The organism is Aerococcus urinae (assembly GCF_001543175.1).
Classification (GTDB): Bacteria; Bacillota; Bacilli; order Lactobacillales; family Aerococcaceae; genus Aerococcus; species Aerococcus urinae.
In genome coordinates this window covers 1,899,983-1,915,594 of record NZ_CP014161.1, presented here as the reverse complement: position 1 = coordinate 1,915,594, position 15,612 = coordinate 1,899,983, and the positions used below count along the sequence as shown (strand labels likewise).

Here is a 15,612-nt window from a genome sequence, read left to right as displayed (position 1 = left end):
AGCCTTTTTAAACGGGGGGAGTTATTGTGAAGAAAGACATCCAAAAAGAATTAATGAATATCCTTTTACGGCAGTCCCAGCCACTAAGTACTAAAGATTTGAGTGAGGCGATCGGTCGTAGTCGATCCTTAACCAGCAATTATCTCAATAATTTAGCCAAACTCGGCAAGGTAGAGAAGTCCGATTCACGCCCTGTTTATTGGTCTTTAGCTAGCCAAGTTAAGCAGTCGCAAACAAGCGAAGATCCGATTGATTATTTTGCCCAATTTATTGGTAGTCAAGGGTCGGTTAAGGAAGAAATTAAACAAATTAAGGCTGCTGTCAATTACCCACCAATTGGTTTGCCAATTTTATTAAATGGAAATTCTGGGGTAGGCAAGTCTTATTTGGCCCAACTGATTTATAAGCAGCTCCATGCTTTGAATAAGTCTTGCTCCGAGCGTTTTACCGTCTTTAACTGTGCTGACTATGCCAATAACCCGGAATTAATGTCCTCACTTCTCTTTGGTCATGTCAAAGGGGCCTTTACCGGGGCAGATAATAAACGTGATGGACTCTTAAAAACTGCTGACCAGGGTCTTCTATTTTTAGACGAAGTCCATCGGCTCTCTTATGAAAACCAGGAGAAGCTCTTCCAATTCTTGGATAAGGGCTATTTCCGGCCCTTGGGTGAAGAAAATGAGGAAGTTTATTCTAAGGTGCGTTTGGTCCTTGCGACTTCTGAGGATCCCGAAAAAGTCCTCTTGCCCACCTTTTACCGGCGGATTCCCTTAACTATTAAGCTGCCGGACTTCCATCAAAGGCCATATGATGAGCGGATTAAATTAGTGGAAACCCTCTTTCGTAAGGAGTCTAAGCGTCTAGAATTACCCATTAAAATTGACATTGGTGATTTTGAATTTCTCGTTAACCAAAAATATCCCGGCAATATTGGTTCGCTCTACAATAATATCCAATTATTATGTGCCCAGGCCTTTGAATACCAGGATAACGCGGATTTTCTCTTGATTTCTAATCAGAACCATATTGATCAGGCCCTGACGATCGATGCTAAGGAAGGGCCTTCAAAGCGTCAAGAAGACATTGAGCAATTAATTATCAAACCCCTACAGAAGGTCTTTGACCAAGCCTCGATTTATAGCGTCCGCTCAGATTTTATTGGTTTTACCCAAGATCATTTAAATAATATTGAACAATCGAATTTGGAACCAGTCATTCTCTATCAAAGCTTAGTGAAGTCCTGCCAGGCCATCCTAGGCAAAAACATTTTTAATGACCATGTCCAAACTTTTATCCGCTTTTATAGTGCCTACCAATCCTACCTGCAAGAAATTACTTTTCCTAGCCATCTTAAAAAGAAAATTCTTGCTGATTATTCTAGGACCTATTCCTTGGCTAGGGAAGTTTGTAAAGGTCTTGATCCCAAGGCTTATAAGAACTTGGTCTGGTATTTAAGTCTCTTGCTATTGGATGCCGTCAATGAGAACCTGACCTACCATGCTTTACTGGTGGCCCACGGGGATTCGACGGCTTCCAGTATCCAAAAGGTGGCCAACCAATTAAATGATCATTATATCTTTGATGCCATTAATATGCCTTTTTCCGCTTCAGTTCATGATGTTATTGCCCGGGTCAAGGAGTGGATGGATGACCATCAAACTTTGTCGGGAATTATTATGTTGGTGGATATGGGGTCCCTGACAACCCTTTATAAGGGCTTGAAACCGGAAATTCGTGGGGAACTCTTTGTCATTAACCAGTTAAGTACTGCCCTGGCGTTAGAAATTGGTAATTATCTGATTCAAAAACGCTCGATGACCGATTTTATTGAAGAAACCGAGGGAAAATTTTCACCTAAGGTTCAGTTCTTTGAAGGTTTTGATATTCAAAAAAATATTATTATTTCCAGTATTTCTGGAGAAGAATTAGCTGAGGGCATGGCTGATATTCTGAAAAAATATCTGAAGCCTAATATTAAAACTATTGTAATGAATTATAATGAGCTCCTCCATTTAATTCACCAGCAGGATATCAATGAAAATTATTTTGATGCCACTTATTTTGTCCTCACCACCACCCCCTTGGATTGCCAGGGCCGGGTGAAAAATGTTAATTTACTAGAACTCTTAGAAAATGATTCTGACAATCTAAGTACTTATTTTAAAGATATTGTGGCTTTAACTGATCTCCAAGTTTTATTTAAGGATTTTCTCAAGTTCTTTTCCGTAGAAGGCTTGTCCTCGCGCTTGGAATTCTTAAATCCTGAAGTTATTATTACCCAAGTAACCGGCGTGATTGAAAAGCTTGAGGACCGTTTTCAAATCGAGCTCCCACCCAAGATTAACTTTACCTTAACCATGCATTTGGCCTTGATGATTGAACGGATTATTTTAGACCCAGTGGATTATGAGCTGGCGGTTGATATTCACCAATTGCGTCTAAATAATAAACCTTTTTATAACTATCTCAATACCATTCTCTACCCCTTGAAGCAGTTCTATCGCATTGAGGTCAATGATTGGGAAATTTATAGCATCTATGCCATGTTAACCAGTTACCAGGAAAGTCAAAAAGAGAAAGACTATTCTAGTTAACTATTGTTAACAGCATTTAAAAGTAAAGGCCAAAGAAAAAGGATCTAGCAGATTTCATTCTACTAGATCCCTTTTTAATTATTTGTCAAGCGTGTTCCAGTCACAGGACGAATGTCCACTGACGTGACTATCATACTCTTTTCAAACCTGCTCCGGCTGCAGATCGACTTCTACTTCACTAAAGTGCAAGAAAGTCTTTTCAAAAATTTTTGCTCTTTAGCTCCAGTTGCTATAGCTGTTCGAAGCGTCAGCGAGTTACAGATATAGTATGCGTAGCTCTATCGATCTTTGGTGCATCCGTCACACTCTTTCCCTCTAAGGAATAATTTCTCCGCTGCTTGCGTTGACATCCACATCATCGACGTTGGTGAGATCGACTTCATAGTGGATGACGCCGTTGTCATCAACAGAGAGTTCCCAGTTCTTGACTTTTTCGCCTGGGTGTTCGGCAAGCGCTTTTTCCATAGCTTCTTTTGGTGTGATTAGGCTGGTGACTTCGATTTGTTTGCTTTCATCATTGGCTTCTTTTTCAGCTTCTACTTTCAAGACTTCACCACTATCGGGATCAATGTGCATGTCCCATTCATTTTCAGCGTTGTAGCCTTGGATTTCATAGGTATATTTGCTGAATTCTTCTTCATAGTCAAATTCGATTTCTTCAATTTTAACGTCTTGAGCGCCGGTTTCTTCGTTAAACTTATTAACGGCATCCTCGATAGAAATGGCGTATTCTTTATTTTCAATACCGTCTTGGTCTTGGCTGGATTCCGCTTGGTCCTTATTGCCCTCTTTAGATTCTTGTTGGTCTTGGTTTTCCTCTTTGGAAGCCGTTTCTCCCTTGGTTTCTTTGGAAACTTCCTGGCTGCTTTCATTTTGGTCAGTCTTGGAGCTATTTCCCCCATCATTCGCTTGGCCACAGGCAGCTAGGGTAAAGATGCTGGCTAGACTGACTAGTGAGATTTTCAATTTCTTATTCATCGAATCGTCCTCCTCAAAATGCTTTTATATGATTGACATACTTTAAGCTTAGGAGAAATACTGAAAAACCATAAATGGAAACGCTTTATTTTTAGGATTCTTAACGTCTCCTTAATAAAAAACAGAGAAAAACTTAGAGTTTCTCTCTGTTTAGCAGGGAATGGTTTATATAATTTGCTGGACAGGCACCTGACTTAATCACTTAAGCTGACTGCGGTACCGCTGCAGGTGACCATGAGAATGCCGTTGTTAGCGCCTAGGGTTTCATAGTCCATCTTGACGCCCACCACCGCATCGGCGCCCAGTTCTTTGGCCCGGTCAGCCATTTCTTGGAGGGCTTCTTCGCGGGCTTGGGTCAGTTCACCTTCGTAACCCTTGGACCGACCACCAAAGACATTCCGAAAACCTGCTCCCATGTCTTTGAGCAGGTTGACCCCTGTCACCACTTCGCCAAAGACAATGCCTTGGTAGGCGGTAATGGTCTTGCCTTGGATGTTTGGGGTAGTTGTAGTAATCATGATAAGCCTCCTTATCTTTAAATAAAAGCGCTTAATTTCTACTTTTATTTTACCACTTAGCCTCCTTAGCTAACAGGGCTAGCCTAAAAAAACCGTCCCCTTTTTTAAGATGAGGGAACGGTTCTGGGTAAAAATTAAGACACAGACCTTGCTTAATTCAAGCCCTCTTCACTAGCCAAGGCTTGGATACTGAAGTCGTGTTGGCGGGCCAGTTGGCTAGGAGCTTTGACCTCTTGAGTGTCAGTAGCTTGGGCTTTGGTCTCGCGGTAGTTGACGTCAAATTTAAGCAAGCGGTAGCCGGCTGAAGCAATGGGTACGCCGATAAGCATACCGGCAACGCCCATTAAGCCACCGCCAACCGTTACTGCAATTAAGACCCACATGCCCGGAAGTCCCAGGGAATTACCCACCACTTTTGGATAGATCAAGTTACCCTCAATTTGTTGGACCACCACAATAAAGACCACAAAGAGCAGGGCTTGGACCGGTGAATGCATGAGGATCAAAAGAAAACCTAATCCCCCAGAGATATAGGCCCCTAGGAGCGGGATAATGGCCGTGACCCCAGTGAGGACCCCGATCATGCTGGCGTAAGGAAAGCCAAAAATCCACATGCCAAAGCCAACCATACAGCCCAGGATAGCGGCCTCCACCACTTCGCCAGCGATAAAGTTATAGAAGGCGTCATTGACCATGGCGAGGACATAGTGGACTTGGTTATAACGCTTGTCCTTTAAATATGCCTTAGTGAGCCGGTGGAATTGGTGGCCCAATGTTTCCTTAGACATCAAAATATAAAAAGTAATAATGATGGCAATAAAGATGGTGACGATCCAGCTGGCGACTGAAGTGACAGCGCCAATAGTTGACCCAATTAAACTCGAGGTGAGTCCTTGGGCAAAGCTAACGGTGCGCCGAACCATGCTTTGCCAGTTGAGGTCCAAGTTCCCCATATAGGAGACAATTTCCGGATAGAGGTCCTCGTAGCGCTCTAGGAGTCGATCGAGACTTTGGAAGAGGCGGGGGAGGATTTCCATGAAGTTGGTCACTACAGCCACCAATTGGGGAATAATCAAGCCCAAGGTGAGGGCGATAATGGCCAGAATCGTTAAGAGCGCCAAGACAATGGCGATGGGGCGGCGGATTTTTCTCAGCCAGTCCTTATCAGTATGCGGCCATAAATACTTCTCATAAAGCGACATTAAAATATTGACCACATAGGCCATCATGGCCCCTAAAGTGATCGGATAGGCAATCGACCAGACTTGGCCCAGCCAGGAGATGATGGTTGACCAATTGAGGACAATCAGGCAGAGGGCGATGATGCCTAGTCCCAGTGATAACCATTGTTTACGGTTAAAATGCACAAAGTTAACCTCCTTTATTGGTTAATGATTGAATATTTTTTTGGCATAAGTTTACTTTAACAAATTATTGGTTAGAAGTCTTAAGAAAAAAGCAAAGTCAGCGGCCTTTTTGGCCTTTTGGAAATATTTTGAAAAAAATAAGCTTACTACTTTAGAAATATTCTAAAGTAGTGTATACTAAGCATACGCAAGTAAGATGAGTAATAAGGAGGAAGAAAAATGACTGATTTTCAACAGTTCATCGTGACCTTGGTCACTGGTGCAGTTGCCCTCTGCCTACAATTTCTCATGGGGCAGGAGACCATGGCCTTTTGTCTGATTGCCATTTGGGGAATTATCATGTCCCTTCTTTTGGCTAAGGATATGATTGAAACCCTAAAGGATGGTTACTATGGGGTGGATATTCTGGCGATTACCGCTATCCTAGCGACTCTAGCCGTGGGGGAACATTGGGCCAGTTTAATGATCCTCGTGATGATGACTGGGGGAGAATCCCTGGAAGCCTATGCCACCCAACAAGCCAGTCGGGAACTGGAAGCCTTACTGGAACACTCTCCCCAATTTGCCCACCGGATTAATGCGGATGGTTCGGTAGATTCCATCCCGGTGGAAGAGATTGAAGTTGGCGACCAAGTTAGGGTCCGTCCCAATGAGTTGGTGCCCGTGGACGGAGTCATTGTCCAAGGCGAGACCTTTGTCGACGAATCGTCCTTGACCGGAGAATCCAAACCCGTGGAAAAAGGCGTGGGCGATGAACTCATGTCAGGGTCTATTAATGGGGACGCCAGCTTAACCTTTGAAGTGAAAAAGGCAGCTAAGGATAGCCAGTACCAACGTTTAGTGGCCCTGGTGGAGAATTCTAAGGAAGAGCCCGCTCCCTTTGTCCGCCTGGCTGACCGTTATGCGGTGCCCTTTACCATTATTGCCTATGCCATTGCCTTTATCGCCTGGTTTGTCTCTAAAGACCCGGTTCGTTTTGCTGAAGTCCTGGTGGTGGCGTCACCTTGTCCTTTGATTATTGCTGCTCCGGTGGCCATTGTGGGTGGGATGAGTAATTCTAGCCGCAATGGGATTGTGATGAAATCAGGCACCAGCTTGGAAAAACTCGACCAAGTCAAAACAGCGGCCTTTGATAAGACTGGGACCATTACCCAGGGTTCTCTAGCTGTTGATGATATCGAAGTCCAAGCGGGCTTTGAGGCTGATCATATTCTCCACTATGCAGCCAGTGCCGAACAATCCTCGACCCACGTTTTGGCCCGGTCCTTAGTGGATGCAGCTCATGACAAGGGCTTAGACCTCAGTCCCGTTAACCACTTAGAAGAAGTGACCGCTGCTGGGGTCCAAGGCCAAGTGGATGGCAAGGAAGTCAAGGTGGGTAAGGCAGACTTTGTCGGAGCTGAAAAGATTACTGACGGCAAGACCAATGTCTATGTGGCTATCGATGGTGCTTATGCTGGTCGGATTACCTTTAACGATCAAATCCGTCCTGAAGCCCCAGCCACCATCCATGAATTAGAAAGCTTGGACCTCGACCGGCTTATTATGCTAACCGGTGATGATGAAAACATAGCCCAAAGGATCGCCGACAGCGCGGGGATTGAAGAAGTTCATGCTAATCTCCTGCCTGAAGATAAGATTAACTTGCTCAAAGACTTAAGAGAAGAGTCTCGTCCGGTCATGATGGTGGGGGACGGGGTCAATGATGCCCCAGCCCTAACTGTCGCCGATATCGGGATTGCCATGGGGGCCCACGGGTCAACCGCAGCCAGTGAATCCGCCGATGCGGTGATCTTAAAGGACGACCTGTCTAAGGTGGCCCAAGCGGTTAAAATTGCCAAACACACCCTGAGAGTGGCCAAACAAGCCGTGATCTTTGGAATTGTGACCTCAATTATCTTGATGTTGATTGCTTCGACTGGTGTTATCCCGGCCTTACTCGGAGCCATACTCCAAGAAGTCATGGACCTCATGGCCATCTTCTACGCCCTAAGAGCCAGAATGCAAGTGAAGTAGAGAGTGCGACAAGCGCACCAGAAGGCAAGACCACTGGAAGAAAAGGGAGTAAAGATTCTCATAGAGAATCTGTCGCCCTTTTCTGAAGTGGACGCTTGCCTTGCGCTTGGAGCAGGTTTTAAGGATGTGAGGTGACATGAAAAAGTGAAACACTGGAAGAAATATGCGGAAATCCTCAAAGAGGATTGACAAATATTTCTGAAGTGGAGTTCACTTTTGTCACCGAACTCAACTGTAAAGAGTGCGACAGTCACACTAAAGGACGAAATCGCTGGAGAAAACTGGGATAAGCTCAGTTATAAGGATGTGAGTACGCCGTCAAAAGACTTGAATTGCTGGAGGAAAATACCATAAGCTCAGCTAGACTGAGCGTTACCAGTTTTTGAAGCGGACGTTCGTCCTGTGACTGGAGCAGGTTTGAAAGAGTATGACAGTCACACTAAAGGACGAAATCGCTGAAAAAACAGTAAAAAGAGCTAGTAGCTAATAGCGCCCAAACTTGGAAAAAATCTCCAAGTCCTGGGGGTTAAAATAGCCAACTAGCTCTTTTTTTGTTGTAAGCCATAAAAAAAGACGCGCTCAGGCGTCTTTTGTTCTAGTCTTTCTATAATGGGAGGAGAAAGATAGAAATAATGTATCTATTTACTACGCTTTTATAGTAAGCCATAATTGTGAAGAACTTGTGAACAAACTGGGAAGAAACTAACAAATCTCTTAATTATTCTTCTTTGTCGTGGTCACTTTCTTCATATTGAGCGGCTTGGCCCACGATCTCATCTTCAGGGAGGCGTTTGGCGTCCAATTTACCGACTCTTTGTTTGTCCTCTTCAACCACTTCAAAGACCCAGGCCCCGACCGCAAAGTGGTCGCCGAGTTCCGGTAATTTACCCAGGTAGTGGGTGGCAAAACCGTTAATAGTGTGGTAGAGGTTAGCTTCCTTGAGGGGGAGTTGGAGGAGGGGTTGGCTTTTTTCAATAGCACAACCGCCGCTGAAGACATAGTGTTGACCTTCTTCGATCGTTTCAATATCTTGGGTGACCACATCGTCCTCGTCCCAAATCTCACCCACTAATTCTTCTAAGACGTCTTCCATGGTGACGATCCCTATCATGCCGCCGTGTTCATCGCGGACCACGGCCATATGAATTTGTTTGGCTTGCATTTGCCGCAAGAGGGTGGCTAGTTTCATATTTTGCGGGATGGAAAAGGTATCCAGTAGCAGACTGTTTAAGAGAATCTTTTTCTCAGGATGTTTGAATTTTTCCCGTAAATAGCGGTTGAAGTCGCGTTCGTGGAGGACACCGAGGACATTGTCGATGTCTTCTTCATAGACTAAGAGCCGGGAATAGGGTTGGTTTTCAAAGATCGCTTCAATTTCTTGGTCACTGTCCGACACATCGATGGCTTCAACGTCAATCCGTGGGGTAATGATGGCGGAGACTTCTCGGTCATCGAAGCGGATGGCGGCCTTGACTAAACGTTGCTCATCATGTTCAATACTACCGCCGACCCGGGCTTCATCAACCATGGACAACAATTCTTCTTCACTAATGCCTTCTTGAGCTTCCAAGGGAAAGAAGTGTTGGACCATTTTTTGCCATTGGTTAACTAACCATACCAGGGGTGTGAACAGCCACATGATGGCCCGCAGATAGGGGGTTGAAAACTTGGCAAAGGGTTCAGGAACAATCTTGGCGATTAATTTCGGGGTAATTTCCGAAAAGAGTAAAAGGGTTACCGTGGTAAAGACCGTGGCAATAGTGGCTCCGTATTCAGGAATTAACTCTATAAAGACCACGGTCGCAATGGAAGAAGCGGCAATGTTTACGAAGTTGTTGCCAATTAAAATAGTTGATAATAGGGAATCAAATTGGTTTTGTAAGTCCAAGGCCTGTTTGGCGCGCTCGTCACCTAATTCCGCTTCATTCTGTAAACGAATCGAAGAAGCTGAGGTGAAGGCTGTTTCTGATGATGAGAAGTAGGCCGATAAGAGTACACAAACGAAAAAGATGATAATGCTGACAAGAAAACTGTCATCCATAGATGAAATTCCTCCTAAATTTTATTACTTCTATCATAGCACAAAGCCTGCCCTTGTCCCATCGATAGACTAGAAGAATTCTAAAAAATGAACCGGATAGGGGTTCGCTTTATTTTAAATAAACATAAAGTTTATTTGTCTTTAGAATCCTTCTAATCTTGTGAAAAATATTGCAAGCGGACTAGATATGGGGTATAATTTTCGCGTAGCTACAAGATCTTGGGTAAGGCAGTGACTTCGCCGAGCCACATTGCGTAGAGAAAATAAGTTCAGGACTAGTTTCATGAGTGACCATTGCTGGGATGATGACCAGCAGCTTTCATAAGGACTTGGGGGTCAAGTTTTTTGCGACTAGTCCGCTTATTTCTGACCTTTTTTCCCATGGGGGTTGTTATTGTTAGGCATTTTAGTGTATCAAAAAGGAGAAATTTTTAATGCATTTATCTAAAAGTCAAGCCCTAAAGTTATTTCTAGTGGCTTTCTTGTTTTTATTAGTGGCTTTCTCTGAACCCGCCCACGCCATGCACATCATGGAAGGGTACTTGCCACTGAAATGGGTGATCATTTGGTTTGCGATTTTCATTCCTTTCTTCTGCTACGGGGTTTACCAAATTAAGGAAAGCGTCAAAAAAGATAGTAAAAATAAAGTCTTATTAGCCCTCAGTGGTGCCTTTATCTTTATCCTATCTTCCTTAAAAATTCCATCCGTGACTGGGTCAACCTCCCATCCTACGGGTGTCGGTGTGGGGACCTATTTATTTGGTCCTGGGGTGATTAGTGTTTTAGGGACTATCTGCCTCTTATTCCAAGCCCTCTTCCTAGCTCATGGTGGTTTAACCACACTGGGTGCCAATGCTTTCTCGATGGCGGTTGTAGGACCTTTTGTTGGTTATGCCGTTTACCGTTTAGGCGAAAAAATCAACCTACCAAGTTCTGTGAATATCTTCCTCTGTGCAGCCTTAGCTGACTTAGCCACCTACATGACCACTTCTTTCCAATTGGCTTTAGCCCATCCTGACCCTGCCTTAGGGATCTTTGCGGCAGCTATGAAATTTATGGGGGTCTTTATGATTACCCAAATTCCTCTAGCTATTGTTGAAGGGCTCCTTTCCGTGGTAATGGTGAATATGATTAACGACACCGTCTTGAAAGAGGTGAAGAAATAGATGAAAAAGAAAAATTTATTACTCATCTTATTAGCCCTATTAATTATGTTTATTCCCCTATTTACCATTGATGGTGAATATGAAGGTTCCGATGGTGGGGCTGAAGAATTGATTGGGGAATTAGACGAATCTTATACCCCTTGGTTCGAACCCATATTTGAACCAGCTTCCGGTGAAATCGAAAGCTTACTCTTCACCCTCCAAGGAAGCATCGGTACCGGGATTATTTGTGGAATCGTCGGTTACTACTTAGGTAAGAACAAGGGCTTAGACCAAGCTAAAAAATAAACCAGTGAAGTGTATTCTCAATAAAGAAGCTGAGGTTCTGTGCCCAGCTTCTTTTAAAAAGCAAATGCTTAGTGAAAAGGTGTGATGTTATGGGGATTGATCGTTATACCTATCAATCCAAGTGGGTCAAGAAGTCGGGGAAGTTTAAATTTGCCTTTTGGCTCTTGGGAATTCTAGTGGCCTTTTCGGGCTGGAATAGCTTAGAAGTGGTGTATACCCTCTTGATCATGGCCCTCACCCTCTACCTGGTGCCGATTAGGCTTCGGACTTATTTGAACCTCTATATTGGTCCGGTTTTGTTTCTGGCCTTTTCTAGCCTGGCCTTGTTGGTGTCGGTTAGCCAAGAGTCGGCCCTTTTTTCCTGGTCGCTGTCACTGGGAGATTATTACCTGGGGCTTTTAAGTGGTCAGCTTTCCTATACTCTGACTCTAATCATTAGAGCTTTGACGGCGATCACGGTGACCTTTTTCTTCACCTTGACCACGCCCTTAAAACAGATCTTACAGTTGATGAAGCAAGCCCATATCCCTTATGTAGTGATTGAACTGGTCCTCTTGATGTACCGCTTTATCTTTGTCCTCTTAGATGATGTAGTGGTGGTCTACCAGGCCCAAAATTTGCGCTATGGTTATGCCCACCCTAAAGTGTCTATCCATTCTCTGGCCTTACTGGCTAAGGTGGTTTTGGAGCGATCTTTGTATCGCTTTACGGAAATGACTGACACCTTAGATTTGAAACTCTACCAGGATGAATTTTACCTGGATTAGTTTTGATCCCTTAATAAAGAGACTGAAAACGGCTAGGGAACAAGGATTTGTAGGCTTACAAAATAATAAGTGAGGAAGAAATTATGTTAAGTGTCAAACACCTATCTTTTGCCTACCAAGGGCATACCGTATTTGAAGATATTTCCTATGATTTTTCCAAGGGTCAGGTGATTGGGCTCATGGGGGCAAACGGGACCGGCAAGACCACCCTGATGCGAATTTTAACTGGTCTTATTCCGGTGGAGAAGGGGATGGTGGTCTTTCAAGGGAAGACTTTGTCCTATAAGAAGAAGGACCTCTACCAACTTCGCCAAGCGGTCAATATGGTCTTTCAAGACCCCAATCAACAGCTCTTTTACCCCACGGTTCAAGATGATGTGGCTTTTGCCCTCCATAATTTGAAGCGTGATCCGGCTGAAATTAAAGACCGGGTGGCTAGTGCTCTCAAGGCCCTGGCGATCGATCACTTAGCCAGCCGCCCGATTCAAACCCTGTCCTATGGGCAAAAGAAGCGGGTGGCTCTGGCGGGGATTTTAGTGATTCAACCGGCCATGATTCTCTTGGATGAACCCACTGTGGGGCTAGACCCAGCTGGAGTCAAGGACCTGACTAAAATTATCCAAGACTTGGTCAAGCAAGGCCACCGTTTCTTGATCTCAAGCCATGATATGGCCTTTCTCTACCAGCTCTGTGACCAATATTTGGCCATCGCTGATAAGGGTATTGTGGCCCAGGGGGATAGTGAGGCTGTCTTTAAGTCCGAGGCCTTTATGGAAAGTATTGGCCTAGAACTTCCCTGGCAAGTCCGACTCCTAGACGAGTAAAGCAGGCTATTGGACTCAGAAAATGGACCCTAATAGTTTACTTTTAGACCCTTAGCCCTTATAATGCTGGTGTAGTGACTAAGAAAATAAATCATTAAGACAGTCAAAGTGTCGTTTCTGCAAGCAAGTACCAGGCAGAAAAGGCACTTTTTTATTGAGTTTACATATGTTTTGAAGAGGAGTAATGCCATGTTTACTGAAGGTTTTGATACCATTGCTGCGATTTCAACGGCACCGGGAGAAGGCGCGATTGGGATTGTGCGCTTGTCCGGGGACCAAGCCCTAGAAATTGCCGATACCGTCTACCAAATGGGCACCAAACAATTGGCCAATCAGGATTCCCATACGATTCATTATGGCCATATTGTTGACCCTCAAAGCGACCAAGAAATGGATGAGGTCATGGTCACTGTTTTGCGCGCGCCTAAGACCTATACCCGTGAAGACATTGTCGAAATTAACTGCCACGGTGGTATGGTGGCTACTGACCGGATCTTGCAATTGGTTCTTAGGGAAGGGGCGCGGTTGGCGGAGCCGGGCGAATTTACCAAGCGGGCCTTTCTCAACGGTCGGATTGACTTGACCCAAGCAGAAGCGGTCCAAGACATGATCCGCTCTAAGACAGACCGGTCCATGGACCAAGCCATGAAGCAATTAGACGGGAAATTGTCCACCAAGATTTCAACCTTACGGGACAAGATTTCGGATGCTATGGTCCAAGTGGAGGTCAATATTGACTATCCGGAATACGAAGAAGAGGAAATGACTCTGGAACTCTTAGACCAAACTGCTGATGCTATCCAAGCTGAATTGCAAAAGCTACTGCAAACCGCCAAGCAAGGAAAGATCCTCCGTGATGGGATCGAAACTGCCATTATTGGCCGGCCTAATGTCGGCAAATCCAGCCTCCTCAACCACCTCTTACGTGAAGATAAGGCTATTGTGACCGATATTGAAGGGACCACCCGGGACACCATTGAAGAATATGTCAACTTACGGGGCGTGCCATTGAAATTGGTGGATACGGCGGGGATTCGTGACACGGAGGATGTGGTCGAAAAGATTGGGGTAGAACGCAGTCGCAAGGCCATGGAAGAAGCCGACTTGGTGCTTTTAATTCTCAACCAAAGCGAAGCCTTAACGGATATGGACCGGGAACTCTTAGACATGACTAAGGATTCGAATCGAATTATCCTCCTCAATAAGACCGACCTAGATCCAGCCTTGAGCTTTGACGACCTGGCTGACTATGCTGATAAGGAAGAGATCATCAAAACCTCGATTACTCAAGACCAAGGAGTGGATGACTTGGAAGAAAGAATTTCTCAGCTCTTCTTTTCGGGACGAACAGGCGACCGGGATGCTACTTATGTGTCCAACACCCGCCATATTGACCTCCTTCAAAAGGCCAGCCAAGCCATTGGGGAAGCCAAGGAGGCCATTGGTCTGGGCACCCCAGTTGATTTAATCCAAATCGACTTTAACCGGGCCTTTGAATTCCTCGGCGAAATCACCGGGGAAAATGCGCCAGATGAATTGATTACCAAACTCTTTAGTCAGTTTTGTCTAGGGAAATAAGTTAGGGCAGTACCTTAATAAAAATTGATCTTTAATCGATGGTCAAGTCGAGCCTCTACTATTACTAGCAGAAGTAAAGCTAGGGGCTTTTTTTATGGCTATAGCTTGACGAATTTATTTTAAAAAAGGAGTTCTTAACTGGTCCGAAAGCTTGATTTGACGGGCTTGCAACTCCTAGTTGCGCCAATGATCTGGACTGGTGCTAGCTGCTCTTGGCTAAATCACCTATAATTAAGACAAGAAAGGGGTAGGCGTCGACCGCTTTCAAAATAACTCATGAACTTTCATGGAAAGGAAGTGGTTGGCATGATTTTAGCTGACAAAATTTTATATTTAAGAAAACAGGCGGGCTGGTCCCAGGAAGAATTGGCCCAACAATTAAATGTTTCCCGGCAATCGATTTCTAAATGGGAGCGGGCCGAAGCCATTCCCGATTTAGAGAAAATCCTAGACCTGGCCCGGATATTTGGGGTGACCACCGATTACTTGATTAAAGACGAGATAGACCAAGTGGACTATAGTGAGGGTGACGATTCCCCAGTAGATGCGGTTACCCTTCCCAAACTATCTATTGAGGAGGCCAATGCTTTCATCTCTGCCCGCTATAGAGGGGCCCATCGATTAGCTTTGGGAGTCTTTCTCTGTATCTTAGCTGGGATTCCTGTCACTGTGATGGGGATTTTAAGTGAAGGCCAGGGCTGGTTTTATGTTCAAGGACAAATTTCCATTCTCGGGATCTCTTTGACCTTAGTCATTGTTGCCCTTGCTGTGGCCCTGTTTGTAAAGAACAGCCAGGATTTAAAGCCCTACCAATTCATTTGTGAGGGTCTCTTTACCCCTGCTTATGGGGTCAGTGGCTTGGCCAGTGAAGGGCTTAAACGCTACCAAGCCGCCTATCAACGGGGCTTAGTGATAGGGATTTCCCTCTGTATCTTGGCGGGGATCCCACTCCTCTGGGGAGCGATTAATGAAGAGAATAGCTCTCTGGCTCTGGGCTTTACTTTGACCCTGGTCAGCGTTGCCTTGGGCGTTTATCAGCTAGTCAAGGTGGTCAGTCGCAGGAACAGCTTCCGCTATCTTTTACAGGATGAAGAATTGCTAGGAGAAAGAGAGGATCGCCAATTGGACCTTAAGGTTGACCGCTATATGGAAATTTATTGGCCCCTGGTCATGGCCATCTACCTGGGCTATAGCTTCTGGACTGAGGATTGGGGCCGGTCCTGGATTATCTTCCCAGTGGCGGGACTTCTCAGTGCAGTCCTAGAAAATTTGCTGAAAGTGGTCTTGAAAGATTAAATTAGCCATAATTTCCCAGTTTCCCTATTTTACAAATTCTTCATTTCCTGCTATAATCTGTCAGGAAATTAAATAGCTAGACAGTCAAAGTGTCTTTCCGTTCTGAATCAAGGGGCGGAGTGGACACTTTTTTAGTGCTTATGAATAATGCTAACTGCCTAGTTAAGGAAATTGAAACC

At 44.7% G+C, this 15,612-nt stretch carries 12 protein-coding genes; 8 read left to right on the top strand and 4 right to left on the bottom strand.

What is annotated here, in order from left to right; all coding sequences use genetic code 11:
- The first annotated feature begins 26 nt into the window (after positions 1-26).
- Positions 27-2,594, top strand: a complete 2,568-nt coding sequence (locus AWM73_RS08735) for a sigma 54-interacting transcriptional regulator (RefSeq protein WP_060778989.1) — start codon at positions 27-29, stop codon at positions 2,592-2,594.
- Between the two features lie 315 nt (positions 2,595-2,909).
- On the opposite strand, the gene AWM73_RS08730 is transcribed toward AWM73_RS08735, so the two are convergent.
- The 3 genes from AWM73_RS08730 to AWM73_RS08720 all read right to left on the bottom strand — a co-directional run bounded on the left by AWM73_RS08730 (position 2,910) and on the right by AWM73_RS08720 (position 5,457).
- Complete coding sequence (locus AWM73_RS08730; RefSeq protein WP_060778988.1) at positions 2,910-3,572, bottom strand: PepSY domain-containing protein; 663 nt, start codon at positions 3,570-3,572, stop codon at positions 2,910-2,912.
- A 194-nt stretch (positions 3,573-3,766) separates the two neighbouring features.
- On the bottom strand, positions 3,767-4,090 hold the full coding sequence (locus AWM73_RS08725) for a putative heavy metal-binding protein (RefSeq protein ID WP_060778987.1): 324 nt from the start codon (positions 4,088-4,090) through the stop codon (positions 3,767-3,769).
- Between the two features lie 152 nt (positions 4,091-4,242).
- A complete protein-coding gene (locus AWM73_RS08720; protein WP_060778986.1) occupies positions 4,243-5,457 on the bottom strand; it encodes an AI-2E family transporter in 1,215 nt (404 codons plus the stop codon).
- 219 nt (positions 5,458-5,676) lie between these two features.
- Between AWM73_RS08720 and AWM73_RS08715 the strand changes: the two genes are divergently transcribed.
- Positions 5,677-7,473, top strand: a complete 1,797-nt coding sequence (locus tag AWM73_RS08715; protein ID WP_060778985.1) for a heavy metal translocating P-type ATPase — start codon at positions 5,677-5,679, stop codon at positions 7,471-7,473.
- Between the two features lie 718 nt (positions 7,474-8,191).
- Here AWM73_RS08715 and AWM73_RS08710 read toward each other — a convergent pair.
- Positions 8,192-9,514 carry an HlyC/CorC family transporter gene (locus AWM73_RS08710; protein ID WP_060778984.1) on the bottom strand — a complete coding sequence of 441 codons (1,323 nt, stop codon included), beginning with the start codon at positions 9,512-9,514 and terminating at the stop codon, positions 8,192-8,194.
- 434 nt (positions 9,515-9,948) lie between these two features.
- On the opposite strand from AWM73_RS08710, the gene AWM73_RS08705 reads away from it, so the two are divergent.
- From AWM73_RS08705 to AWM73_RS08680, 6 genes are all read left to right on the top strand, one after another.
- Positions 9,949-10,680: an energy-coupling factor ABC transporter permease gene (locus AWM73_RS08705; RefSeq protein ID WP_060778983.1), complete on the top strand. Its 732-nt coding sequence runs from the start codon at positions 9,949-9,951 to the stop codon at positions 10,678-10,680.
- Positions 10,681-10,968, top strand: coding sequence for an energy-coupling factor ABC transporter substrate-binding protein (locus AWM73_RS08700; protein ID WP_060778982.1), 288 nt, complete (start codon positions 10,681-10,683; stop codon positions 10,966-10,968).
- Positions 10,969-11,057: 89 nt separating this feature from the next.
- On the top strand, positions 11,058-11,735 hold the full coding sequence (locus AWM73_RS08695; RefSeq protein WP_060778981.1) for a CbiQ family ECF transporter T component: 678 nt from the start codon (positions 11,058-11,060) through the stop codon (positions 11,733-11,735).
- Between the two features lie 83 nt (positions 11,736-11,818).
- Positions 11,819-12,559 carry an energy-coupling factor ABC transporter ATP-binding protein gene (locus AWM73_RS08690; RefSeq protein WP_060778980.1) on the top strand — a complete coding sequence of 247 codons (741 nt, stop codon included), beginning with the start codon at positions 11,819-11,821 and terminating at the stop codon, positions 12,557-12,559.
- A gap of 189 nt (positions 12,560-12,748) precedes the next feature.
- Entirely contained in the window at positions 12,749-14,137 is a 1,389-nt protein-coding gene (mnmE, locus tag AWM73_RS08685) for a tRNA uridine-5-carboxymethylaminomethyl(34) synthesis GTPase MnmE (protein ID WP_060778979.1), read from the top strand.
- Positions 14,138-14,443: 306 nt separating this feature from the next.
- Positions 14,444-15,433 (top strand): helix-turn-helix domain-containing protein, encoded by a 990-nt coding sequence (locus tag AWM73_RS08680; protein WP_060778978.1) that lies wholly within the window; start codon positions 14,444-14,446, stop codon positions 15,431-15,433.
- The last annotated feature ends 179 nt before the right edge of the window (positions 15,434-15,612 follow it).

Bases quoted from the DNA above. Each gene is read 5' to 3' on its own strand.
- AWM73_RS08730 (WP_060778988.1), bottom strand. From the start codon at position 3,572: ATGAATAAGAAATTGAAAATCTCACTAGTCAGTCTAGCCAGCATCTTT.
- AWM73_RS08725 (WP_060778987.1), bottom strand. From the start codon at position 4,090: ATGATTACTACAACTACCCCAAACATCCAAGGCAAGACCATTACCGCC.
- AWM73_RS08715 (WP_060778985.1), top strand. From the start codon at position 5,677: ATGACTGATTTTCAACAGTTCATCGTGACCTTGGTCACTGGTGCAGTT.
- AWM73_RS08710 (WP_060778984.1), bottom strand. From the start codon at position 9,514: ATGGATGACAGTTTTCTTGTCAGCATTATCATCTTTTTCGTTTGTGTA.
- AWM73_RS08705 (WP_060778983.1), top strand. From the start codon at position 9,949: ATGCATTTATCTAAAAGTCAAGCCCTAAAGTTATTTCTAGTGGCTTTC.
- AWM73_RS08700 (WP_060778982.1), top strand. From the start codon at position 10,681: ATGAAAAAGAAAAATTTATTACTCATCTTATTAGCCCTATTAATTATG.
- AWM73_RS08695 (WP_060778981.1), top strand. From the start codon at position 11,058: ATGGGGATTGATCGTTATACCTATCAATCCAAGTGGGTCAAGAAGTCG.
- AWM73_RS08690 (WP_060778980.1), top strand. From the start codon at position 11,819: ATGTTAAGTGTCAAACACCTATCTTTTGCCTACCAAGGGCATACCGTA.
- mnmE (WP_060778979.1), top strand. From the start codon at position 12,749: ATGTTTACTGAAGGTTTTGATACCATTGCTGCGATTTCAACGGCACCG.
- AWM73_RS08680 (WP_060778978.1), top strand. From the start codon at position 14,444: ATGATTTTAGCTGACAAAATTTTATATTTAAGAAAACAGGCGGGCTGG.